The sequence below is a fragment of the Mesorhizobium sp. M0166 genome, from assembly GCF_040322255.1.
GTDB lineage: Bacteria > Pseudomonadota > Alphaproteobacteria > Rhizobiales > Rhizobiaceae > Mesorhizobium.
The window spans coordinates 159,474-181,490 of sequence record NZ_JAMYTD010000001.1; the positions used below are offsets into that span (position 1 = coordinate 159,474).

At 62.8% G+C, this 22,017-nt stretch carries 16 protein-coding genes; 11 read left to right on the plus strand and 5 right to left on the minus strand.

Annotated features, from left to right (window positions below):
- Nucleotides 1–57 precede the first annotated feature (57 nt).
- Nucleotides 58–1,152, minus strand: a complete 1,095-nt coding sequence (mtnA, locus tag NKJ46_RS00820) for an S-methyl-5-thioribose-1-phosphate isomerase (RefSeq protein WP_352660680.1) — start codon at nt 1,150–1,152, stop codon at nt 58–60.
- Nucleotides 1,149–2,420 (minus strand): S-methyl-5-thioribose kinase, encoded by a 1,272-nt coding sequence (mtnK, locus tag NKJ46_RS00825; protein WP_352660682.1) that lies wholly within the window; start codon nt 2,418–2,420, stop codon nt 1,149–1,151. Before mtnK ends, mtnA begins: the two co-directional genes overlap by 4 nt.
- Nucleotides 2,421–2,555: 135 nt before the next feature.
- On the opposite strand from mtnK, the gene NKJ46_RS00830 reads away from it, so the two are divergent.
- From NKJ46_RS00830 to NKJ46_RS00845, 4 genes are all read left to right on the plus strand, one after another.
- A complete protein-coding gene (locus tag NKJ46_RS00830) occupies nt 2,556–4,067 on the plus strand; it encodes a sugar ABC transporter ATP-binding protein (protein ID WP_352660685.1) in 1,512 nt (503 codons plus the stop codon).
- 83 nt (nt 4,068–4,150) lie between these two features.
- Entirely contained in the window at nt 4,151–5,146 is a 996-nt protein-coding gene (locus NKJ46_RS00835; protein WP_352466051.1) for an ABC transporter permease, read from the plus strand.
- Nucleotides 5,147–5,191: 45 nt separating this feature from the next.
- On the plus strand, nt 5,192–6,247 hold the full coding sequence (locus NKJ46_RS00840) for a substrate-binding domain-containing protein (protein ID WP_352660688.1): 1,056 nt from the start codon (nt 5,192–5,194) through the stop codon (nt 6,245–6,247).
- 158 nt (nt 6,248–6,405) lie between these two features.
- Complete coding sequence (locus NKJ46_RS00845) at nt 6,406–7,251, plus strand: acyl-CoA thioester hydrolase/BAAT C-terminal domain-containing protein (protein ID WP_352660690.1); 846 nt, start codon at nt 6,406–6,408, stop codon at nt 7,249–7,251.
- A 73-nt stretch (nt 7,252–7,324) separates the two neighbouring features.
- Here the strand turns inward: NKJ46_RS00845 and NKJ46_RS00850 are convergent, their stop codons facing one another.
- Together NKJ46_RS00850 and NKJ46_RS00855 are read right to left on the minus strand one after the other, a co-directional pair.
- Nucleotides 7,325–9,379, minus strand: coding sequence for a bifunctional aldolase/short-chain dehydrogenase (locus tag NKJ46_RS00850; protein ID WP_352660693.1), 2,055 nt, complete (start codon nt 9,377–9,379; stop codon nt 7,325–7,327).
- An 84-nt stretch (nt 9,380–9,463) separates the two neighbouring features.
- Nucleotides 9,464–10,429: a sugar-binding transcriptional regulator gene (locus NKJ46_RS00855; RefSeq protein ID WP_352660695.1), complete on the minus strand. Its 966-nt coding sequence runs from the start codon at nt 10,427–10,429 to the stop codon at nt 9,464–9,466.
- A gap of 147 nt (nt 10,430–10,576) precedes the next feature.
- On the opposite strand from NKJ46_RS00855, the gene NKJ46_RS00860 reads away from it, so the two are divergent.
- From NKJ46_RS00860 to NKJ46_RS00890, 7 genes are all read left to right on the plus strand, one after another.
- A complete protein-coding gene (locus NKJ46_RS00860; RefSeq protein ID WP_352660697.1) occupies nt 10,577–10,822 on the plus strand; it encodes a type II toxin-antitoxin system ParD family antitoxin in 246 nt (81 codons plus the stop codon).
- Between the two features lie 2 nt (nt 10,823–10,824).
- Complete coding sequence (locus NKJ46_RS00865) at nt 10,825–11,139, plus strand: type II toxin-antitoxin system RelE/ParE family toxin (protein WP_352660699.1); 315 nt, start codon at nt 10,825–10,827, stop codon at nt 11,137–11,139.
- 178 nt (nt 11,140–11,317) lie between these two features.
- Complete coding sequence (locus NKJ46_RS00870; RefSeq protein ID WP_352660702.1) at nt 11,318–12,958, plus strand: acyl-CoA synthetase; 1,641 nt, start codon at nt 11,318–11,320, stop codon at nt 12,956–12,958.
- A gap of 244 nt (nt 12,959–13,202) precedes the next feature.
- Nucleotides 13,203–13,811 carry a TetR/AcrR family transcriptional regulator gene (locus NKJ46_RS00875; RefSeq protein WP_352660705.1) on the plus strand — a complete coding sequence of 203 codons (609 nt, stop codon included), beginning with the start codon at nt 13,203–13,205 and terminating at the stop codon, nt 13,809–13,811.
- Between the two features lie 62 nt (nt 13,812–13,873).
- On the plus strand, nt 13,874–15,022 hold the full coding sequence (locus tag NKJ46_RS00880) for an efflux RND transporter periplasmic adaptor subunit (protein WP_352660708.1): 1,149 nt from the start codon (nt 13,874–13,876) through the stop codon (nt 15,020–15,022).
- Nucleotides 15,023–15,228: 206 nt separating this feature from the next.
- Complete coding sequence (locus NKJ46_RS00885; protein WP_352660711.1) at nt 15,229–18,363, plus strand: efflux RND transporter permease subunit; 3,135 nt, start codon at nt 15,229–15,231, stop codon at nt 18,361–18,363.
- 70 nt (nt 18,364–18,433) lie between these two features.
- The gene (locus tag NKJ46_RS00890; RefSeq protein WP_352660714.1) at nt 18,434–19,927 is read left to right on the plus strand and encodes an aldehyde dehydrogenase family protein; all 1,494 of its coding nucleotides are present in this window, start codon (nt 18,434–18,436) and stop codon (nt 19,925–19,927) included.
- A gap of 154 nt (nt 19,928–20,081) precedes the next feature.
- Here NKJ46_RS00890 and NKJ46_RS00895 read toward each other — a convergent pair whose 3' ends face one another.
- Nucleotides 20,082–21,791 (minus strand): trimethylamine N-oxide permease, encoded by a 1,710-nt coding sequence (locus NKJ46_RS00895; protein WP_352660717.1) that lies wholly within the window; start codon nt 21,789–21,791, stop codon nt 20,082–20,084.
- Nucleotides 21,792–22,017 lie beyond the last annotated feature (226 nt).

Genomic DNA, 22,017 nt, shown 5'->3' on the forward strand with positions numbered 1-22,017 from the left:
CGTGTTCAAGAAATCGTGAGATCAGGCAAATCCAGAGCGCCCTCCCGGCAAAGCGGATCATCCGCGCTCGGGAAACATCGCCTTCAGGCCTTCGCGCGAGGCCGTGGCGACACCGCGTTCGGTGATCAAGCCGGTGACCAGCCGCGCCGGCGTCACATCGAAGGCCGGATTGGCCGCCGGCGTGGCTTCCGGTGACACGCGTACCTGGGCGATCTCGCCGGAAGCGGTCTTGCCCCAAACCAGCGAGACCTCGTCGGGCGAGCGCTGTTCGATCGGGATTTCGGCCAGCCCGTCGCCCACCGTCCAGTCGATCGTCGGCGACGGCAGCGCGACATAGAACGGCACGTCGTTGTCGTGGGCCGCCAGTGCCTTGAGATAGGTACCGATCTTGTTGCACACATCGCCGTCGGCTGTGGTCCTGTCGGTGCCGACGACGACCATGTCGATCTGGCCGCGCTGCATCAGATGGCCGCCGGCATTGTCGACGATCAGCGTATGCGGCACGCCGTGGCCGGCCATCTCCCAGGCGGTCAATTGGGCACCCTGGTTGCGGGGTCGCGTTTCGTCGACATAGACATGGACTGGAATGCCGGCTTCCGTCGCCAGATAGATCGGCGCGGTGGCGGTGCCATAGTCGACCGTGGCCAGCCAGCCGGCGTTGCAGTGGGTCAGGATATTGACCGGTTCGCCCGGCTGCTTGCGCGCCGCGATCGCCTTGATGATTTCGAGCCCATGGGCGCCGATGGCGCGATTGAGGCCGACATCCTCGTCGGCGATCTCGCCGGCACGCCGATATGCAGCCGCGGCACGTTCTGCCAGGGGAAGCGTCAGCAGGAAGCGCTGCATTTCGTTCAGCGCCCAGCGCAAATTGATCGCCGTCGGGCGCGTTTCGTGCAAGGTTGCCCAGACGGCGTCGAGTGCTGCATCCGACGGATCGTCGGCCATCTGCATGGCGACGCCATAGGCGGCAGTGACGCCGATCAGCGGCGCCCCGCGCACCCACATGTCGCGGATTGCCGTGGCGATGCCGGCGACGGTATCGATCTTTTCGATGCGGAAATCATGCGGCAACCAGCGCTGGTCGATGATCTCCACCGAACGCCCGTCGTCACTCGGCCAGATGGTGCGGTAGTGGCGGTCGCCGACGTTCAAATCCTGCTCTCCCGTTCGATCAGCGCGGCCAACCGGTTGACCTCGTCGATGCTGTGGATCTGGCGCCGGTTGACGGCGAGGTGACGGCCGAATTTCAGCGCCTTCGCTTCACATCTGGCGCGCAGATCGGGATCGGCAATGGTCTCGAAATCAGCATTGTGGGCAAGGCCGAGAATGCGCCGGTGAACCTCGACGCCGGCAAAGCCGAGCAGATCGGTCCAGATCGACTGCAGCATGTGGTCGAGCGCCTGCTCGGCGCCAAGCCTGTCGCCCTGATCTTCGAACAGGCTCTTCTGGTAGAGCATGCCGGTACGCTCCGTCCGCCACAGATGCGAGAACTCGGCGCGGAATACCGACCATGTCTCGACCGTAACGCCGAGCAGATAGTCGCGCATGGCATCGCGGCTTCCGCCCTGTTCATGGCCGCGCTGCGAGAAGAACGCCATCCAGAAATTGGCGAGCAGCATGCCGACGTCGAAGGCGATCGGCCCGTAGAAGGCGAATTCGGGGTCGATCATCCGCGTTTCGGTGTCGGTGACCATGATCGAGCCGGAATGCAGGTCGCCATGCAGCAGCGTCTCGGCATTGGCGGCGAAGATGTGTTTCATGCGCTGCGCCTCGACCTTGAGGTCGCGGTCGGCGCGCAGCTCGGCGACAATGCCATCGAGCTGTGGGCTGGTGTGCCGGTTCATCTTGGCATCGAAATACGGATCCGAGAAAACCAGGTTCTCGGTGATGTCGCAGAGTTCGACATTGTCGGCGAACAGCGCCAGATCGGCCTTGCGGTCCTTGGTCGCCATGCTGAGGTCGGAGCCGCGAAACAACGTGCGGGCCATGAACAAGCCGATGTCTGTCGCGATGTTCGGCAATTGCCGGCCCTCGATCAGCGCCCGCCGCAAGATAATGTGCGGCAACAGGTACTCCATGATGATCAGCGCCTGGCCTTCGTCGAAGTGATAGATCTCAGGCACCGAACCCGGCGCCCGCGCCTGTTGCCGCGTCAGCGCATGGTATTCGAAGAAGGAGCGTTTTAGCGGCAGCGGCCAGCTGTCTCCGACCAGTCGGACGTAGGGCAGGGCCTGCTTGACGACGGCCGCACCCTCAGCACCCTCGACAATGAACACCAGGTTCAGATTGCCGTCGCCGACTTCACGAACCTTCCACTGGCTCGTATCCTTGCCGATCTGCGAACACAGGGGCTCGTTGGCACCGAGACGGCCCGCCAGTGTCTCGACCGACAGTGCTTCGAACGGCGATTTCCCAGTCATCCTCACCTCCCGCTCATGTGCTCCGATGATAGCGGAGCCAACGCGGTCGGGCCAAGCTAGGAAGCCTGCTGGCAATTGTCAATCGTGTTGACAATTGCCGATATAGCCCATAGCGTCACGGTCAGGGAGGAACGAATGGGCAATGATGCCGTGTTCCGCGTCGACGGCCTGAGGAAATCCTTTGGCCATATCGAGGTGCTTGGCGGCGTCTCGCTCGAATTGCATGCCGGCGAAGTGACCGTGCTGATGGGCGCCAACGGCGCCGGCAAATCCACCCTCGTCAAGATCATCAGCGGTGTTTACGACCATGGCGGCGGCTCGATGTCGCTTGCCGGTCATGAGTTCGACCCGAAAACGCCGGCGGAGGCGATCCGCGCCGGCGTCGTCACCGTCCACCAGAACATCAATGACGGTGTCGTCGCCGACCTCGATGTCGCCACCAATCTTACCCTCGACAGGTTGAGCGGCAGCGGCGTGCCGACGCTGTTCAATCCAGGCCGGGTGCGTCGCGAGGCAAAGGCGGTGGCCGACCGCATGGGACTGGCCATCGACCTCAAGGCCCGCATCAGCGATCTCTCTCTGGCCGACCGCCAGATGGTGGCGATCGCCCGCGCCATGGCGCACCGGCCGAAAGTGCTGATCCTCGACGAGCCGACCTCCTCGCTGTCCAGCGCCGAGGCCGACCGGCTGTTCGCATTGCTCGACCGGCTTCGCCAGCAAGGCGTAGCCATTCTCTACATTTCGCACCGTATGTCTGACATCAGACGGCTTGCCGATCGCATCATTTCGATGCGCGATGGGGTCATCTCAGGCTTCTTCGACAAGAAGCCGTTGGATTATGAAGGCGCTGTCAACGCCATGCTCGGCCGCAAGATCCAGCTCGAGCGGATCGTCGCCAGGAATTCGGCCAAAGCAATTTTCACTGCCGACGCGCTGCGGATTGCTGAAGGCGCCAGGCCGATTTCGCTGACGCTCGGCGATGGCGAGGTCGTTGCCATCACCGGCCTTGTCGGTGTCGGCAAGACGGCGCTCGCCGAGACGCTGTTCGGCCTGCGCCAGCCGCTGGCCGGGACCATGGTGCTGAACGGGAAACCCTATGCGCCGGCGTCGACCGGCGAAGCGATTGCCGCCGGCGTGTTTCTCGTCGCCAAGGACCGGGGCGAAAACGGCATCGTCGGCGACTTCAATATCCAGGAGAATATCAGCCTGCCGTTCCACAGCCGCATGTCGCGTCTCGGTGTTCTCAAACGCCGTATCGAACGCGCCATTGCCCGCCGGCAGATCCACGAGCTCGGCATCGTCTGCCGCTCGGAGAAGGACGAGATGTCCGCCCTTTCCGGCGGCAATCAGCAGAAGGTGATGGTCGCCCGCTGGATGTCGCAGGCGGCAAGGCTATTCATCCTCGACGAGCCGTTTCAGGGCGTCGACATTTCGGCCAGGCGCGACATTTCCGCCAAGCTGCGGGCCAGCGCCCAAGGCCGCGCGACGCTGCTGTTCGTCACCGAACTCGACGAAGCCCTGGAGACGGCCGATCGCATCCTGGTGATGTCGGAGCAGACGATCGTCGGCGAGCACCGCAATACCGATGTCGATCTCGAGCGCCTGCTGGCCGAAGTGGCGGGCGGGCCGTTGCACAGCGTAGCCTGAGGGCGAGAAGACGATGAGAATTGGAATGGTGAGGGCATGAATTCGGGTTGGATAAAGACGGTGCCAGCGTGCGGGAGCGCTGAATGATCCTGCGCGACAATGCTATTCGCTATGGCTTCATCGTCCTGTTGTTCGGGCTGATCGCCTATTTCGCCGTCGCCGCCGATGGTTTCGTCTCGCCGCAAAGTGCTGTCTTCATATTCCAGTCGGTCGCCATCACCGGCGTTCTGGCCCTCGGCGTCACCGCCACGCTGGTCGTCGGCGGCTTCGACCTGTCGATCGGCTCTGTCGCCACCAGCGCCATGATGGCGGCTGCCTATGTCATGGTGGTGCTGGAACAGAACGCCGTCGTGGCGGTCGTCGTCTGTCTTGTGATCGGCGCGGTGGTCGGCCTAATCAATGGCTGGCTGATCGTCTATATGCGGGTGCCGGACCTTTTGGCGACGCTCGGCATGATGTTCCTGCTTGTCGGCCTGCAGCGCATCCCGACCGAAGGCCGTTCGATCGCCACCGGCATGACCATGCCCGATGGCTCGGTCGCCAACGGCAGCTTCGGCGCAGCGTTCCTGGCGCTTGGCCGCCATCGCTTCGATTTCTTCATCCCGAACCTCATTCCGGTGTCGGTCGTCGTCCTGCTCGTGCTGGCGGTGCTGATCTGGTTCTTTCTCGAATACACCCGTTTCGGGCGCATGATGTATGCGGTCGGCAGCAACGAACGCGCCGCCGAACTCGCTGGCGCGCCTGTCAAGGCATACAAAATCTGGGCCTACGTTATTTCTGGGGTTTTTGCCTCGATCGGCGGCATTTTGCTCGCTGCCCGGCTTGGACGCGGCGACATCGCCTCGGGTAATAATCTGTTGCTCGACGCGGTGGCTGCGGCACTGATCGGTTACGCGGTTCTCGGCGCCGCCAAGCCGAATGCCTTCGGCACGGCCGTCGGCGCGGTGTTTGTCGGCGTGCTGCTGCAGGGCCTGACGATGATGAACGCGCCTTACTACACGCAGGATTTCGTCAAGGGCGTGGTTCTCGTGGTCGCCCTTGTCTTTACCTTCGCCCTGTCCGGCAGGGGCAGGAGATAGGGTTCGACCGGTCACATTTTGGGTTCAACAAGTGGAGGAAGCGACGTGAACATCACAAGAAGACTTTTGGGGAAGGCAGCGTTCGGGCTTGCCGGCGCAACATTGCTGATGCAGTTGCCGGCAATGGCGCAGGATCGGCCGGCGCCGTTCGACAAGCCGGGTGCCGTCAAGATAGCGCTGGTCCGCTATCTCTCGACCGGCGACTTCTTCCAAGCCTATTTGTCCGGCGTCGAGGCGCAGGCCAAGGCGCTCGGCGTCGATCTGCGCGTGCTCGACAGCCGCCAGGACGCGGCGCTTCAGGCGGACATGGTCGACCAGGCCATCGCGCTCGGCGTCCAGGGCATCATCATCCAGCACGGACTGACGGAATCGATGAAGGACGCCGCCCAGCGCGCGGTCGACGCCGGCATCAAGGTCGTTGCCTTCGACGTCAATGTCGAAAACCCCAAGATCCCGCAGATCGAACAGTCTGACCGCGATCTCGCGCGCCTGGCGCTCGAACAGGCCGTCAAGGACAATGGCGAGAGCTGGAAGGCCGGCTATGTCTATGTCGCCGGCATCGCCCCGCTCGACCGCCGCAACGAGACCTGGGTCGAATTCAAGAAGAAGTATGCAGGCATCGACGAAGCTGCCATGTTCGGTACGCTCGACAACCCGATCGCCAATTCGGTCGCCAACCAGGCCCGTTCGGTGCTGTCGGCCCACCCCGACATCAAGGTGATGTTCGCGCCCTATGACGAATTCGCCAAGGGCGTGAAGATCGCCGTCGACGAGGCCGGGCTGAACAAGGACATCAAGATCTATTCTGCCGAAATCTCGACCTCGGACATCGCCGCGATGCGCGAGCCGGACAGCGCCTGGGCGGCAACCGCCGCTACCAACCCGGCCGTCGTCGGCCAGGTCTCGGTGCGTGCGCTGGCGCAGCTTCTGGCCGGCGAAGATCCCGGCCACAACGTCATCGTGCCGCCGACGCTGATCACCCAGAAGGATCTGATCGACAAGGACATCAAGAACATGGAGGACCTCTCGGCCAAGCTGCCGCAGTTCGCCCATGCCGATGTCGCGATGCCGGCCTGGATGCCGAACCCGAACGCGAAGTAACTTTCGGCACGAGCAAAACAATAGCCGCCTGCAGCAGCTTGCTGCAGGTGGCTTTTTTGTCGAAGATGTCTGGCGAAGCCGGACTGCCGAAATCCAGTTGTCGCAGACACCGGTTTGCAGGCCGATTGGACGGTTGAAACCCAGGGTTCAGCAGGTACATGGAGGCGCATACGGTAAGAGAGGAAAGTCTTACCGGCGCCGTCGCCGGAACATTTTTTCGATGCTTGCAGGCCACCACGGGCGTCGTGGTGTTGGGTGGATCGAGCGGCCATGTCGATGTCGGTCGCGCGCGGCTCTTTGCAAATGCTGGTGCGTCGGCCTTGGCGCTGCAGTGGTTTGGCGGTGAGGGCCAGGTTCCAGGAATATGTGAGGTTCCCCTGGAAACGTTCTTTGCGGCAGCCGACTATCTCATCGAAACGGGATGCCGTCGCATCGTTTATGTCGGCACGTCTAAGGGGGCCGAGGCGTCTTTGCTTGCCGCGGTCCATGACCAGCGAATTGATGCGGTGGTTGCGATTAGCCCGTCATCCGTAGTTTGGGGAAATATCGGTGCGGGCCGCGATGGTGCCAGCTGGCCTGAACGATCCTCATGGTCGCTCGACGGTATCCCGCTGCCGTTCGTGCCGACAGATCCAGATTGGACACCAGAGTACGTCGATGGCCAGGTGTCCTACAGGGGTCTTTTCGAAAGTTGTTTGAAGACTTTCAAACGGGAAGCGAATGCGGCGACCATCCCCGTTGAGACCATATCGGCCGAGCTTCTGCTCGTCGCCGGTGGCGGCGATGCACTGTGGCCTTCCCTATCGTTCGCCCGAGATATTGTTCGGCGGCGCGGCGAAGCAGGCAAGGTCGCGCATCTCATTTCGTCGCCGGATGCGGGACACCGCATTCTCTTGCCAGGCGAGAACACACCACGCTCCGCATTGCACGCATACGGAGGCAATGACGAGGCCGATTCAAATCTGGGCACAAAGGCTTGGGAAGGCATCCGAGAACTGCTGTAGCAGCGGTTGAAGAATGCCTTCCATGGCCGTATCGCAAAATTCCGAGTTGCGTGCCTGTCTCGGCCGGTCCCGACTACCTCAACGCCGCCGCGATGTTGCCACCGTCCACCGTCGTCACGTCGGCGGTGGTCCGCTCGGCCAGCGCCTGATGCAGGAAGGCCTGAGCGACGTCTTCGGCCGTTACTTCCTGCCCGAGCAGGTTGCCGGACATATATTCCTTCTCCGACACGCCGCGCGCGCCCGAGCGGCTGGCGATCATGGCATCGGTCAACAGCCCCGAACGGATGCGGTCGGCGTTGACGGCATTGGAGCGGATGCCATGCGCGCCGTAGTCGAGTGCATATTGCCTGGACAAAAACAGCGTTGCCGCCTTGGGAATGCCATAAGCGCCGAACTTCGGCCCCGGATTGACCGCCTGCTTGGAGGTGTTGAACAACAGCACGCCGCCGGTGCCTTGCTCGAGCATGATGCGCACGGCATTTTGCGCCGCCGACTGATGGGCGAAGAAATTGAGTTCGAAGCTCTTGCGCAAGGTTGCGTCGTCGAGCTCGCCGATCCGGCCCTCCCAGGCAGCACCGGCATTGGAGACGAGAATGTCGAGGCCGCCGTAGACGGCGACCGCTTTGTCGAACGCAGCGCGCATCTGCGCCGGATCGGTGATGTCGGCGCCAATGCCGATCGAACCGTTACCGGCCTTTTTTGCCGCCTCGGCAGCCCTTGCCGCGTCGAGATCGACGACGACGGCATGGGCACCGTTGTCGGCGAACAGCTTTGCCGTGGCAGCACCGATCGCGCCGGCGCCGCCGGTGACCAGCACCACCTGGCCGGTCAGCGGCTTCGGCTTGTTGGCGGCGAGCTTGGCCTGTTCCAGCGACCAGTATTCGAGCGGGAACAGATCGCTTTTGGAGAGCGGGCGGAAATCGCCGACGGCTTCGGCGCCGCGTACCGCCTCGATCCACATTTCGCCGACGTCGGAGGCGATCTTCGCGTCCTTGAGCGTGCGGCCGTGGCCGAACATGCCGAGGCCGGGCACCAGCGTCAGCCGCGGCATCGGGTCGAGCATGGTGCGCTTCACGTCGTCGAGCGCATCATTGGTTTCGAAATAGGCGCGATAGTCCTTGGCGAATTTCTCGACATGCTGGCGGATGACGGATTTGTAGTCGCCGACCTTGTCAGCGTCGGGCGCAGGCAGTGCCATCGGTCCGGTCTTGATGCGGATCGACAGGTCGGGTGTCGACACGCCGCGCCCGGCATAGTCGGCAATTTTCGCCGAATTGATGAAATCGACGATCGCATCCGAGGTGCGGAAATCGCTGACCATGCGGTCGAAGCGGCCTTCGCCGCGTGCCACCGCCACCGCGCCGCGTAGCATCGGCGCAATCTCCGCGGGCTTCGCCAGCCCGGCCGGCAGTGCCACCTTTTCGGTGCGCGGCTTGCCGTGGCTGGCGATGAAATCCTCGGCGACGTTCACGTAATGGATCATCCGGTCGTAGGCCTGCTTGGCATCGTCGCCGAAGGTGAAAATGCCATGCTTGTCGAGGATCAGGCCTTCGACCGTCGGATCGGCGTCGAAAACATCAGCGGCCGCCTTCGCCAGATCGAAGCCCGGCATGATGTAAGGAACGAAGCCCATCTTTTCGCCGAACACCTTCCGGCTCAGCGCCTCGCTGTCCTCCTGGTCGACGATGGCGAGGATTGCGGTCGAATGCGTGTGGTCGACGAATTTGTGCGGCAGGAAGGCGTGCAGCAGCGTCTCGACGGAGGGATTGGGCGAGGACGGATCGATGAGGTTCGCCCGCTGCAGCGCGACCATGTCCTCATCGGAGAGCTTCTTCAGCGACCGCGCCTTCAACAGCGCGCCGAGCTTGACCGCCGGCAGGCCCTGCGGCTCGATGACGCCCATGTCCCAGCCGCTGCCCTTGACACAGAGCACGTCCCATTCGTCGCCGACAAGATCGGTGGCCCTGGTCTTGCACGAGGTGTTGCCGCCGCCATGCAGGACGAGCCGCGGCTCGCCGCCCAGCAGCCTGGTCGTGTAGACGCGCAGCGCCAGGTCGCGGGCCACACCCTTCTTTGCATAGTCGGCGACCAGCTTCTCCGCCTCGCCGTCATTCCACAGGTTCTTCATGTCAGCTTCGTCCGATTTCTCTTTGTTGTGAACAGGAATGCCGCGACGCTTTGATGACAATGCACCGGCGGCTGGAATTAACTATCAGGCGACCTTTTCTGCTGCCGCTCCGGCATTGTCGAGCAGCCGTCGCGCCATGCGCGCGCCGACGACGAGATGGGTGCAGAGCCCGCCGGCGATCGCCGCGACGAGCGGTTCGAACTTGCTCTCTTCCTGCACTACCACAAGCCGTTTTTCGATCTGGCGCAGCGATGACAGCTCTGCCGAAATCAGTCGGCGGTTGTAGCTGCAGTCGAGCGCCTGGCCGTGGGCGTCGATGATCTGTCCGGCAATGACGCCGGCCGCACCGGCCTTGCGCAATACAGCCATTTCACTTGGCGTCAGCGCGCCGCATTTGACCAGGTGGCTGTCGGTGTCCACCGAGCCTACCGAATACAGCGCCAGGTCGCATTCGCCGATGCCCGACAACTGCTCGCGGATCACCGGCTCGGCGCGCAGGCCGCGTGCCAGTTCTTCCGTCGTCAGCACCAGCGGCGCGTAAAAGTTCAGCCCCTTGGCATTGAGCCGGCGTGCGATTTCCATCGTACATTGGTCCGGCCGGTACGAATAGGGGGCGCCCAGATTGCCGCAGAGCTGCACCACGGTGACGTCCTGCAGATCGGCATAGGACATGATGTCGGCGATTGTGTAGATCGTCCGTCCCCAGGCGACGCCGATGCGGTCGCCCTTCCTCACCAGTTCGAGAAAGACGCTTGCCGCCAGCACCGCAATGTCAGTCGAGGGGTCGGCGACATAGCCGTTTTCCGGCGCGATCCAGACCGCGTCGAGCTTCAGCGCGTCTTCCAGCTTGCGCGCCAGCACGTCGTCGGTGAAAAGCTGGGTCGAGGTCGAGATGTTGACGATGCCGGTCTCGCGCGCCTTGCGCAGATACATCGCCACCGAGGCACGGGAAATCTTGAGCTGGCTGGCCACCTGGTCCTGGCGCAGGCCGTGTGCGTAGTAAAGCCAGGCGGCCTTGTGGATAAGCTGTTCTGCCGGTCGGATCGCCATGCCATCTCCTCGCTGACATTATTCACGGCTCTCGACAAAAGTCAAATTGAGAGAGGAGGCATGGTATGGCATGGGAGCATTGCCGATGTCAGCAATTGCACATTTATTGTTATTGCGGTACCATTTGATCAGACAGGAGATCCGAGAATGAACGTATCGTTGGGAGAGCGATGGGAAACCTTCGTGTCCAATATTGTCAAACGCGGCCGCTACGGCTCTGCCAGCGAAGTCGTGCGCGAGGGCCTACGCCTGGTCGAAGAACGAGAGGAAAAGCTGAAGGCGCTGCGTGCCATGGTGGACAAGTCGTTTGCCGAAGGCGGCGAGGCCACTGAGCAGGATATTGACGCGGCTTTGGAAGCCAAGGCCAAGCAACTCGCGAAGGAAGGCTTTTAGGGGTGCCACGGCTGCGCATGCTGCCGTCAGCACAGACAGATTTGGTCAATATCCTTGAATACATCACCAGCCAAAGCGGCAGCCTGTTGATCGGCCGGCGCTTTGTGGATGCGTTACGCCAGAAATGCCGCGATCTGGCGAGCTTGCCTGTGACGATCGGTCGTGCTCGTCCCGAACTCCGGCCGGACGTCCGAAGTTTCACTTTCAGGGGGTATGTTATTTTCTTCCGTTACAATAGCGATTTCTTCGAGGTGGCGAACATTGTGGAAGGACATCGGGACATAGATGCTTTGTGGCCGGAGGATGAAGGCGAGTAGGGCTCCCAGGTAAATAGGCGAAGCCGCATACCACTGAGGTGGCTTCGATGAGATATTCACCAACAGCGGGCGCTTGCATCGCGAAAGACGGTTGCAACAGACCGGCGATGCACAAATCCTACACCGTGTTCAAAGCCAGGTGGTAAGAAGGCCTAATAACCCATTTGCGGAGGACGGGATGGGCAATCCCTACGAACAGGACCTCGATCGAAACCCGGCCAACCACCAGCCGCTGACGCCGCTCACCTATTTCGAGCGGGCGGCAAAAACCTTTCCCGATCAGACCGCCATCATTCATGGCCGCCAGCGCACGACCTATCGCGATTTCTGGAAGCGCTCGCTGAGGCTTGCCTCGGCGCTGGCGAAGCGCGGCATCGGCAAGGGCGACACCGTCACCGTCATGCTGTCCAACACACCGCCGATGCTAGAAGCGCATTTCGGCGTGCCGATGACCAAGGCGGTGCTGCACTCGCTCAACACCCGCCTCGACGCCGCCGTCATTGCCTTCCAGCTCGATCACGCCGAAAGCAAGGTGCTGATCGTCGACCGCGAATTCGCCGGCGTGGTTCGGCAAGCGCTGACGCTGGCCAAGGTCAGGCCGCTGTTGATCGATTACGACGATCCCGACTATGCCGCCGATGCGCCCTATCCAAAGGGCGAGCGGATCGGCACGCTGGACTATGAGGCGTTTGTCGCCGACGGCGACGAGGATTTCGCTTGGTCGATGCCGGACGATGAATGGGATGCTATCTCGCTCAACTACACCTCCGGCACCACAGGCAATCCGAAGGGCGTCGTCTGTCACCATCGGGGCGCGGCACTGATGGCCTATGCCAACACCATCCACGCCGGGATGGGCAAGCACCCGGTCTACCTGTGGACGTTGCCGATGTTTCACTGCAACGGCTGGTGCTTTCCCTGGACGCTTGCCGTGCAGGCCGGCACGCATGTCTGCCTGCGCTGGGTGCGGCCGAAGCCGATCTACGACGCCATCGCCGATCACGGCGTCACCCATCTCTGCGGTGCACCCATCGTCATGTCGGTGCTGATCAACCCTAGGGACGAGGACAAGCGGCAATTCCCGCAGACCGTCACCTTCAATACCGCCGCGGCGCCGCCGCCCGAGGCGGTGCTGTCGGGCATGGCCGATGCGGGCTTTGCCGTCACCCATCTCTACGGCCTGACCGAAACCTATGGCCCGGCCGTCGTCAACGAATGGCATGGCGAGTGGGACCGGCTTGAGAAAGGGGCGAGGGCGGCGAAGAAGGCCAGGCAAGGCGTACGCTATGCCGCGCTCGAAGGCCTGACGGTGATGGACCCGCAGACGATGCAAGAGACACCGGCCGACAGCGAAACGATCGGCGAGGTGATGTTCCGCGGCAATATCGTCATGAAGGGCTATCTGAAAAACCGCAAGGCGAGCGATGAGGCCTTTGCCGGGGGCTGGTTCCATTCGGGCGACCTCGGCGTCATGCATCCGGACGGCTACATCCAGCTCAAGGACCGTTCCAAGGACATCATCATCTCCGGCGGCGAAAACATCTCCTCGATCGAGGTCGAGGAGGCGCTCTACAAGCATCCCGCCGTCGGTTCCTGCGGCGTTGTCGCCCGATCCGACGACAAATGGGGCGAGGTGCCGGTCGCCTATGTCGAGCTGAAGCCGGGCAAGGCGGCGACCGAGGCCGAAATCATCGGGCACTGCCGCGCGCTGCTCGCCCGCTTCAAGGTGCCGAAAGCGGTGATCTTCGCAGAAATCCCGAAGACTTCGACGGGCAAGATCCAGAAGTTCCGGCTGCGGGAGATGGCAAAGCAGCCTTAACGCCTGATCCGAAACGGAACCGATTTCGGAAAGCATCTTTTCAAGATCCTTCGCAAAAAAAGACGGGCGGCTTGCAGGCGCGCCCGGCGGAAACCACATGCGTTTCATGGGCCAACTCCGTCCAGAGGTGTCACCATCTGTCATCAGGGGCACCGGCTGGCGAAAATCGCGCCTTGACAGGTGATGGTTTTCAATTTACGAGTGACGAAATTCTAAATTCGTCAGTCGTAAATTGGCCAACGAGATGCTTGAAACCCTAGACACCACCGCCGATTCCGCCCGCCAGGAAAATGTCACGCGCATCCTGGATTGCGCGGAGCGACTGTTTCGCCACTACGGCTACGGCAAGACCAACGTCGCCGACATAGCGCGCGAACTCGGCATGTCGACCGCCAACATCTATCGCTTCTTCGCCTCCAAGGTGGAAATCCACCAGGCGGTTTGCGGCCGTATGCTCGAGACCTGCTACCGGTTGACCTACGAAGCCTGCCATGGCCCCGGCAACGCCAGCGAAAAACTCCGCCGCTATGTGCATACGCACTATCAGTGGACGCTCGAGACCATGATCGACCAGGAGAAGGTGCACGAGATGGTCATTGTTGCCATCGAGCGCGACTGGCATGTCATCGAAAAGCACATCGACAGCATCCATGAACTGGTCGCGGATGTGATCCGCGAGGGCATCGCCACCGGCGAGTTCATCGATCAGGATCCGGTGATCGCTTCCCGGTGCTTCGGCGCTGCCATTATCAGCCTCTGCCATCCGCAGATGATGGCCCAGTGCCTCGCCAAGAAGAACCGGGCGACGCCGGACGAGCTGACCGAGTTTGCTATCAGAGCCTTGAAGAAATGACCGTTGCCGCCCGTCGGGCGGCGATACCGGCAATTCATCCCCACAGTTCGGGAGTACGAAAAGTGTCTTTGTCCAAGTCCATCACCTACAGGCTACCAGCCGCCGGCCTGGCACTGATTATCGTCGCCTCTCTCGGCCTCGCCGGCTGCTCGCAGGAGAAAGCCGAGGTCACCGAGATCATCCGCCCGGTCAAGGTGGTCGAGATCGCCAAGGCGAGCGATACCCGTCAGCTTTCCTATTCCGGATCGGTGCGTGCCCGCACCGAGATGAATCTCGGCTTTCGCATCAACGGCAAGATCACCGAGCGCCTTGTCGACATCGGTGACCGCGTCAAGCCGGGCGACGTTCTCGCCCGCATCGATCCCACCGACTACGAACTTTCGGTGAGAAGCGCTCAGGCCAGCCTCGATGCCGCCGACCGTCAGGTCGAGACAGTCGAGCTGACGCGCAAGCGCGCCGAACAGCTCTACGCCAAGAATTTCGCGCCGAAGTCGCAGCTCGAGCAGGCGACGCTCGCCTATAACCAGGCGGTCGCCACGCGCGATTCCGCCCGCTCGCAGCTTGCCCAGGCACAGAACCAGGTCCGCTATACCGATCTCAAGGCGGACAAGAACGGCATCGTCACCGCCGTTGCCGCCGATGTCGGCCAGGTGGTCGGCTCCGGCACGCCGGTGGTGACCGTTGCCATCGACGGCGAGAAGGAAGTCCTGATCGCCGTTCCGGAAACCGATATCGCCGAATTCAAGCCGGGCAAGACCGTCAAGGCGGGCTTCTGGTCCGATGAGGCGCTGACGCTCGACGGCAAGGTCCGCGAAGTCGCCGGCAGCGCCGATCCGCAGTCGCGCACCTTTGCCGTTCGCGTCAGCCTGCCCAACGATCCGCGCGTGCTGCTAGGCATGACCGCCTCCATCGAAGCCGCGGCGGACAACCGGCAGCAGCTGGTGTCGATCCCGCTGGCCGCGTTGGCGCAAAAGGACAGCCAATCGATCGTCTGGACAGTCGACCGCAATGGCGGGACCGTCCATGCGCATCCGGTCAAGGTCGCCGCCTTCACCCCCGACGGCGTCAGTGTCGCCGACGGGCTGAAGCCGGGCGACGTCGTCGTCGCCGCCGGCACGCAGTTCATGACCGAGAATCTGAAAGTCAAGCTGACCGGTGATGCAGCGCAACAGTCGGCATCGGCCGACGACGCTGCCAGGCGCTTGCGCTGACGGCCAGGCAATTCACGGTTTCCGGGCGGCAGGCGCCCGATTGTCGAGATCTCAAGTCGATGTAACCCCCACGTCGATGCTCGCGTCCCACCGCGATGTAGATCTCTCAACTCCGTAAGGCCTCGCCGTCCGGAAGCCCACATCGGAAGTTCCGTAGGCATGCCAGGCGCGTGCTCTGTTGATCAAATTGAAATGGACTGACGCCGATGACCATCGACACCAACGAAAAGCGGTCTTTCAATCTTTCACGCTGGGCAATCGGCCATCCGAGCATTGCCCGCTTCCTGTTCGGTCTGATCATCGTCGCCGGTGCGCTCGGCCTGATGCGCATGGGCCAGAAGGAAGACCCCGATTTCACCTTCCGCGTCATGGTCGTCCAGGCGATCTGGCCTGGCTCCTCGATCAAGGAGATGGAAGACCAGGTCGTCAACAAGATCGAGCGCAAGCTGCAGGAAACGCCGCATCTCGATTTCGTCCGCTCCTACACCCGCGCCGGCAGCGCCATCATCACCTTGCAGGTCAAGGGCGACACCAATCCCGCCCAGGTCGCCGATGCTTTCTATCAGGTGCGCAAGAAGGTCGGCGATATCGCCAACGAGCTGCCTCAGGGGCTGCTCGGGCCCTACTTCAACGACGAATTCGGCGACACGTTCATCACCCTGCATTCGATCAGTGGCGACGGCTACAGCTATCCCGAGCTGAAGAAATTCGCTATCCAGGCGCGTGACATGCTGCTGACGACGCCTGGCGTCGAGAAGGCCGTGATCATCGGCGACCAGCCGGAAAAACTCTACATAGACGTTTCATCCAAGGCGCTTGCCGAACGCGGACTGACGCTGACCGACCTGCAGAATGCCATCCGAGGCCAGAACAACGTCGACCCGGCAGGTTCGGTCGACACCGGCCAGCGTTCGGTGCGCATTTCGGTCGAAGGCGACGTCACCAGGGCGGCCGACATCCGCGAGCTTCGCCTGCGCGCCGGCAACCAGGTGACGCGCCTCGGCGACATCGCCACGGTGACCTCCGGCCTCGAGGATCCGTACCAGCGCAAATACCGTTTCAACGGTCACGACAGCGTCCAGCTCGGCGTCGTCATGGCCAAGGGCTTCAACGTCACCGACGTCGGCAAGGACGTCGAAGCGACCTACAAGCGCTTCGAAGAGGCGCTGCCCTATGGCGTTTCGGTCGATCAGATTTCCGACCAGCCGCATGTCGTGAAGGAGGCGGTGAGCGAGTTTATGGAAGCGCTCGGCGAAGCGCTGCTGATCGTGCTTTTCGTGTCGTTCCTGTCGATCGGCTGGCGTTCGGGCCTGGTGATCGCCATCGTCATTCCGCTGGTCCTGGCAGCCACGTTTGCCATCATGTACGAGCTCGGCATCGACCTGCAGCGCATTTCGCTCGGCGCGCTGATCATCGCCCTTGGCCTCTTGGTCGACGACGCGATGATCGTCGTCGAGATGATGGAGCGAAAGCTCGAGGAAGGCCTGGTCAAGGTCGAGGCGGCGAGCTTCGCCTACTCCTCGACCGCTTTCCCGATGCTGACCGGCACGCTGATCACCACAGCCGGCTTCATCCCCGTCGGTTTCGCAGCCTCGACGGCCGGCGAATATGTGCGCACCCTGTTTTACGTCGTCGGCATCGCGCTGGTCGTGTCCTGGTTTGCGGCGGTCTATTTCACGCCGTGGCTCGGCCACATGATCCTTAAGCAGCGCAAGCACGCCGGCAGCCATCACGATGTCTTCGACACGCGCTTCTACCGCCGTCTTCGCTCGACTGTGGCATGGGCGGTGCGCCATCGCATCATCGTCCTGGTGATGACGCTGATGACCTTTGCCACCAGCCTGTGGGCGTTCCAGTTCATCCCGCAGAATTTCTTCCCGCAATCGTCGCGTCCGGAAATCCTCGTCGATCTCTGGCTGCCGGAAGGCACCAGCATCAAGGAAGTCGAGACCCAGGCCAAGGCGCTCGAAGCCAGGATGATGGACGACAAGGACAAGCGCTTCATTGCCACCTATATCGGCGAAGGCGCGCCGCGCTTCTTCCTGCCGCTCGACCAGCAGCTTCGCAATCCGAACTTCGCCCAGCTTCTGGTGATGGCCAATGACGAACCGGCCCGCGAGCGGCTGATCGTCAAGCTGCGCACCATCCTGGCCGAGGATTTCCCATCGATCCGCGCCAAGGTCGATCGCCTGTTCCTCGGTCCGCCGACCGGCTGGCCGGTGCAGATGCGCGTCATGGGTCCGGATCGCCAGGAGGTGCGCCGCATCGCCGACGAGGTGAAGGCGAAGTTCCAGGCAAATCCGCTGCTCGGCGCCACCCACGACGACTGGCTGGAGCCGGTGCCGGCGATGAAGCTGGTGATCGACCAGGATCGTGCCCGTGCGCTCGGCGTCACCTCGCAGCGCATCCGCCAGATGCTGCAGGCAAGCATGTCGGGAGCGCCGCTCGATGACTTCCGCGACGGCGAGGAGACGGTTTCGATCGTCGCCCGCGAACCGGAGGCAAGCCGTCACCTGCTGTCGGCGGTCGACTCCGTCTATATCCCGACCGATTTCGGTGGCTCCGTGCCGCTGTCGCAGGTCGCTAAGATCGTCCCGGTGCTGGAGCAAGGCGTTGAATGGCGGCGCGACCGCTTGCCGACCATCAGCGTACGCGCCACGCTTCCGGATGGCGTGCAGCCGAACGATGTCGCCATGAAGATGTACAGCGAGATGCAGGGTCTGCGCGCCAGCCTCGCCCCCGGCTACAAGATCGAGATCCAGGGCGGCGCCGAGGATGCGGCCGAAAGCCAGGCCTCGATTGCGGCGAAAGCGCCGATCATGCTGGCCGTCATCGTCGTGCTGCTGATGATCCAGCTGCAGCATTTCGGCAAGGCGATGCTGGTGCTGGCGACCGGTCCGCTCGGCATCATCGGCGCGGCGGCGGCACTTTTGATCAGCGGCGCCCCGTTCGGCTTCGTCGCCATCCTCGGTGTCATCGCCCTGCTCGGCATCATCATGCGCAACTCGATCATCCTGGTCGATCAGATCGACCAGGACATCGCCGCCGGCGTGGGGCGTTCCGAGGCCATCATCGGCTCGGCGGTCCGCCGCTTCCGGCCGATCGTGCTGACGGCGTTGACCGCGGTGCTGGCGCTGATCCCGATCTCGCGCGGCGTCTTCTGGGGGCCGCTCGCCTATGCCATGATGGGCGGCATTCTCGTCGCCACGGTGCTGACCATCCTTGTCCTGCCGGCAGCCTATGCGCTGTTCTTCGGCAGGGAGCCCAAGAAGGTGGTGGAGCAGGCGGCCGAGACGGAAGAAAAGAACGAAAGGCCGCAACTGGCCCTGGCGGCCGAATAGGGCTGTTGGCAAATGTGACCTCCGGCGGTTTAATCCGCCCACCAGGCGTAGGCGCCGGAGGAGGACCGTCATGACCATGGCTCAGACAAAGGCACCGCTGCGGCTGCCGATCGACGGGCGCCATCGCCGGATGTTCATCGGCGGTGGCTGGATCGATGCCCGCTCCGGCCGGACCATGGAGAGCCGCAACCCCGCCACCGGCGCGGTCATCGCCACGGTGCCGCGCGGCGACCGCCAGGACATCGACTTTGCGGTGACTGCTGCGCGCAAGGCGTTCGAGGGCCCGTGGAGCCGGTTCAAGCCTTATGAGCGGCAGGTACTGCTGCTGAGGATCGCCGACCTCTTCGAAAAGAACTGGGAAGAGATCAGCCGCTCCGACACCACCGACATGGGCATGCCGATCGTGCGCACCCGCGCCAATCGCAACCGCGTCATCGGCATGCTGCGCTATTATGCAGGCATGGCGACGGCGCTGCACGGCGAGACGATCGAAAACTCGCTGCCCGGCGAAATCGTCTCCTTCACCCGCAAGGAGCCGGTCGGCGTCGTCGGCGCCATCATCCCGTGGAACGCACCGACGGCCGCGTCGATCTGGAAGATCGGCCCGGCGCTGGCGACCGGCTGCACCATCGTGCTGAAACCGTCGGAAGAGGCACCGCTGACGCCGCTTTTGATCGCCGACATCATGAACGAAGCCGGCGTCCCGGAAGGCGTCGTCAACATCGTCACCGGCACCGGCATCGAGGCGGGCGCCGCACTCGCCGAGCACATGGGTGTCGACAAGATCGTCTTCACCGGCTCGACGGTGACCGGCCAGTCGATCGTGCGGGCCTCGGCCGGCAACCTCAAGCGCGTATCCTTGGAGCTCGGCGGCAAGTCGCCGGTCATCGTCTGCGCCGATGCCGATCTCGACAAAGCGGTGCCGCTGGCCGCGATGTCGGTGTTCGCCAATTCCGGCCAGATCTGCATCGCCGGTTCGCGCCTCTTCGTCGAACGCGCCGTCCATGACGAGTTCGTCGAGCGGCTCGCGGCATATGCCAAGGGTCTCAGGGTCGGCGACGGCATCGACCCGGCGACCGAGATCGGCCCGCTCGTCTCCGAAAAGCAGTTGCAACGGGTCACCGGTTACCTCGAGGCTGGCACCGCAGAAGGAGCAAAACTCGTCACCGGGGGCGAACGGCTCACGGAAGGCGCGCTTGCCGCCGGCAATTTCGTTGCGCCGACCGTCTTTGCCGGTGTCTCGGACGACATGAAGATCGCCCGCGAGGAGATCTTCGGGCCGGTGATTTCAGCCTTGCCGTTCGATACGCTGGACGAGGCGGTAGAGCGGGCCAACAACACGCCTTACGGCCTGGCTGCAGGGGTCTTCACCCAAAATCTCGCCACCGCCCACCAGCTGTCGCGCAAGATCCGCGCCGGCTCGGTCTGGGTCAACACCTATCACGCGATCGATCCGGCCGTGCCCTTCGGCGGCTACAAAATGAGCGGCTACGGCCGCGAGGGCGGCGCCGAGCACCTCGACGAATATCTCAACACCAAGGGCGTGTTCATCAAGATCGATTGAGCCAGAATAGGTCCAGAAACGAAAAACCCGCCTCAGCGGCGGGTCTCGGGGCGAATCAGCACCATAGCGAATTTAGTAGCATAGCTGCCGGCACAAAGCAAGAACAAAATGCAGGGACCGGGCGCATCGCGCGCCCGATCCCTCAAGGCAAGCCTCAGATGACGAACAGCCAGTTGGCGAGCAGCACCACTGCGACCCCAGCGATCAGCGTCAGGTAGGGCAGCATGCCCGCCTTGCGTACCGCAAGGTCGGACGAGCTCATGCCGAGATCGGCCAGCATGTGGTCGGGGAACTTGCCCTTGTCCTGGATGTAATGCCGGAAGCAGAACACCGGGATGATCAAGGCTGCCGTGATCAGCCCGGCCCACAATGCCATCGGATTCCAGACCTTGGCGCCGGCGCCCATGAAGACCGCGTTGACATAGGCAAAGATCGCGCCGAGGCCGAGCAGCCAGCTCGGCGCCTTCCATGGCCGCGCGATGTGGCCATTGTCGATGCGGTGGATCCAGCCGGCATTGAGATTGAGAAAGTTGAAGATGATGTAGCCGCAATTCGACACCGCCAGGATGAAGAAGAAGCTCGTCGCGTCGGCCGAGGCGATGGCCAGCACGATCAGGTTGAAGATCAAGTCGGTCCACATCGCCCGCGTCGGCGCGCCATGCTCGTTGACGTGGCTGAGGTAGCGCGGCAGCCAGCCGTCGACCGAACCCTGGTAGAGCGTGCGCGAAGAGCCGGCCATCGCCGTCATGATGCAGAGCACCAGCGCCAGGATCATCAGCATGACCAGCAGGCTGTGGATCAGCTGTCCGCCGCCGACCATACCGGCCAGTGCGTCAGCAACGCCGGAGCCATCGACGATCGGCGTCGCCAGCATGCCGTTCAAGCCGAGCACGCCCTGGAAGGTGAATGGCACCAGGATGAACAGCAGCATGCACAACAGGCCGGAATAGAAGATCGCCTTGAAGGTATCGGTGCCCGGGTTCTTGAACTCGGAGGTGTAGCAGACGGCGGTCTCGAAACCGTAGGTCGACCATGCCGCGATGAACATGCCGCCGAGCACCAGCGTCCAGCCGGCGATGTTCCACGCACCGGGCTCCGGCGCATAGGCCGCGGCGAGCGGCACCAGCGGCGAAAAATTCGCCCAATCGATCTGGCCGGTGACGATCGGCACCGCGCCGACGATCAGCATCGGGATGATGACCAGCAGGCCGATATATTTCTGCACGTTGGCAGTGCCCAGGATGCCGCGATGCTGGATCGAAAAGATGATCAGCATCAGCACCGCGCCGATGAAGAAGGTGGCGTTGAAGGTGAAGGAAACCGGGCCTAGCATGTGGCCGTAGAGCGTCCAGTTGCGGATCGCCGGCGTCGCCGCCGCGGTGACCGCGTTGATGGCGTCGGCGGCGCTGGTTCCGGCATGGGCCGCGATATAGGCGGCGACTTCCGGCGAAGTGTCGGTGAACAGCGGCACCGGCGCCAGTGCGTTGAGGATATAGGCGGCGGCGATCGAGCAGCCGAGCGACAGCACCGGCGACCAGGCGAACCAGTTGCACCACACCGAAAGCGGCGCGATGAATTTCGAGTAACGCAGCCAGGCAGTGGCGCCGTACACCGAGGCGCCGCCGGATTTGTTCGGGAACAGCCCGGCGATTTCCGCATAGGTGAAGGACTGCAGGAAGCCCATGATCATGGATACCGTCCAGATCAGGAAGGCCAGCGTTCCGGTGGTGCCGGCAATGCCGCCGATCGAAAACAGGACAAGGGCCGGAACGCCGCTTGCTACCCAGAAGGCGCCGCGCCAATCGATGTTGCGGTGCAGCTGCCCTTCGGCAGGCGGCACCAAGGTGGTGACTATCGTGCTCATTTACGTGGATTCCCCATTTTTGATGTTCCCCATCGGCAACAGCCGCAATCTCGCGAAGGCGTCATCGACGCTCACGTTGAACGGCCCAAGCGTTTTCCCCTCAGTAGTATTTTATTCTTAGCAGTGAAGATTGACCCAACGCCCTTTCACGTCAAGCGCTTTGTGACGCTGTGCACATTGCTGTGAAAGACAGGACAAGCAGCCGCATCGCCGAAAGGCTGGACTA

Excerpts from the sequence above, each read along its gene's own strand:
- mtnK (WP_352660682.1), bottom strand. The coding sequence starts at position 2,420 with ATGACTGGGAAATCGCCGTTCGAAGCACTGTCGGTCGAGACACTGGCG.
- NKJ46_RS00830 (WP_352660685.1), top strand. The coding sequence starts at position 2,556 with ATGGGCAATGATGCCGTGTTCCGCGTCGACGGCCTGAGGAAATCCTTT.
- NKJ46_RS00835 (WP_352466051.1), top strand. The coding sequence starts at position 4,151 with ATGATCCTGCGCGACAATGCTATTCGCTATGGCTTCATCGTCCTGTTG.
- NKJ46_RS00845 (WP_352660690.1), top strand. The coding sequence starts at position 6,406 with ATGGAGGCGCATACGGTAAGAGAGGAAAGTCTTACCGGCGCCGTCGCC.
- NKJ46_RS00850 (WP_352660693.1), bottom strand. The coding sequence starts at position 9,379 with ATGAAGAACCTGTGGAATGACGGCGAGGCGGAGAAGCTGGTCGCCGAC.
- NKJ46_RS00855 (WP_352660695.1), bottom strand. The coding sequence starts at position 10,429 with ATGGCGATCCGACCGGCAGAACAGCTTATCCACAAGGCCGCCTGGCTT.
- NKJ46_RS00860 (WP_352660697.1), top strand. The coding sequence starts at position 10,577 with ATGAACGTATCGTTGGGAGAGCGATGGGAAACCTTCGTGTCCAATATT.
- NKJ46_RS00870 (WP_352660702.1), top strand. The coding sequence starts at position 11,318 with ATGGGCAATCCCTACGAACAGGACCTCGATCGAAACCCGGCCAACCAC.
- NKJ46_RS00875 (WP_352660705.1), top strand. The coding sequence starts at position 13,203 with ATGCTTGAAACCCTAGACACCACCGCCGATTCCGCCCGCCAGGAAAAT.
- NKJ46_RS00885 (WP_352660711.1), top strand. The coding sequence starts at position 15,229 with ATGACCATCGACACCAACGAAAAGCGGTCTTTCAATCTTTCACGCTGG.
- NKJ46_RS00890 (WP_352660714.1), top strand. The coding sequence starts at position 18,434 with ATGACCATGGCTCAGACAAAGGCACCGCTGCGGCTGCCGATCGACGGG.
- NKJ46_RS00895 (WP_352660717.1), bottom strand. The coding sequence starts at position 21,791 with ATGAGCACGATAGTCACCACCTTGGTGCCGCCTGCCGAAGGGCAGCTG.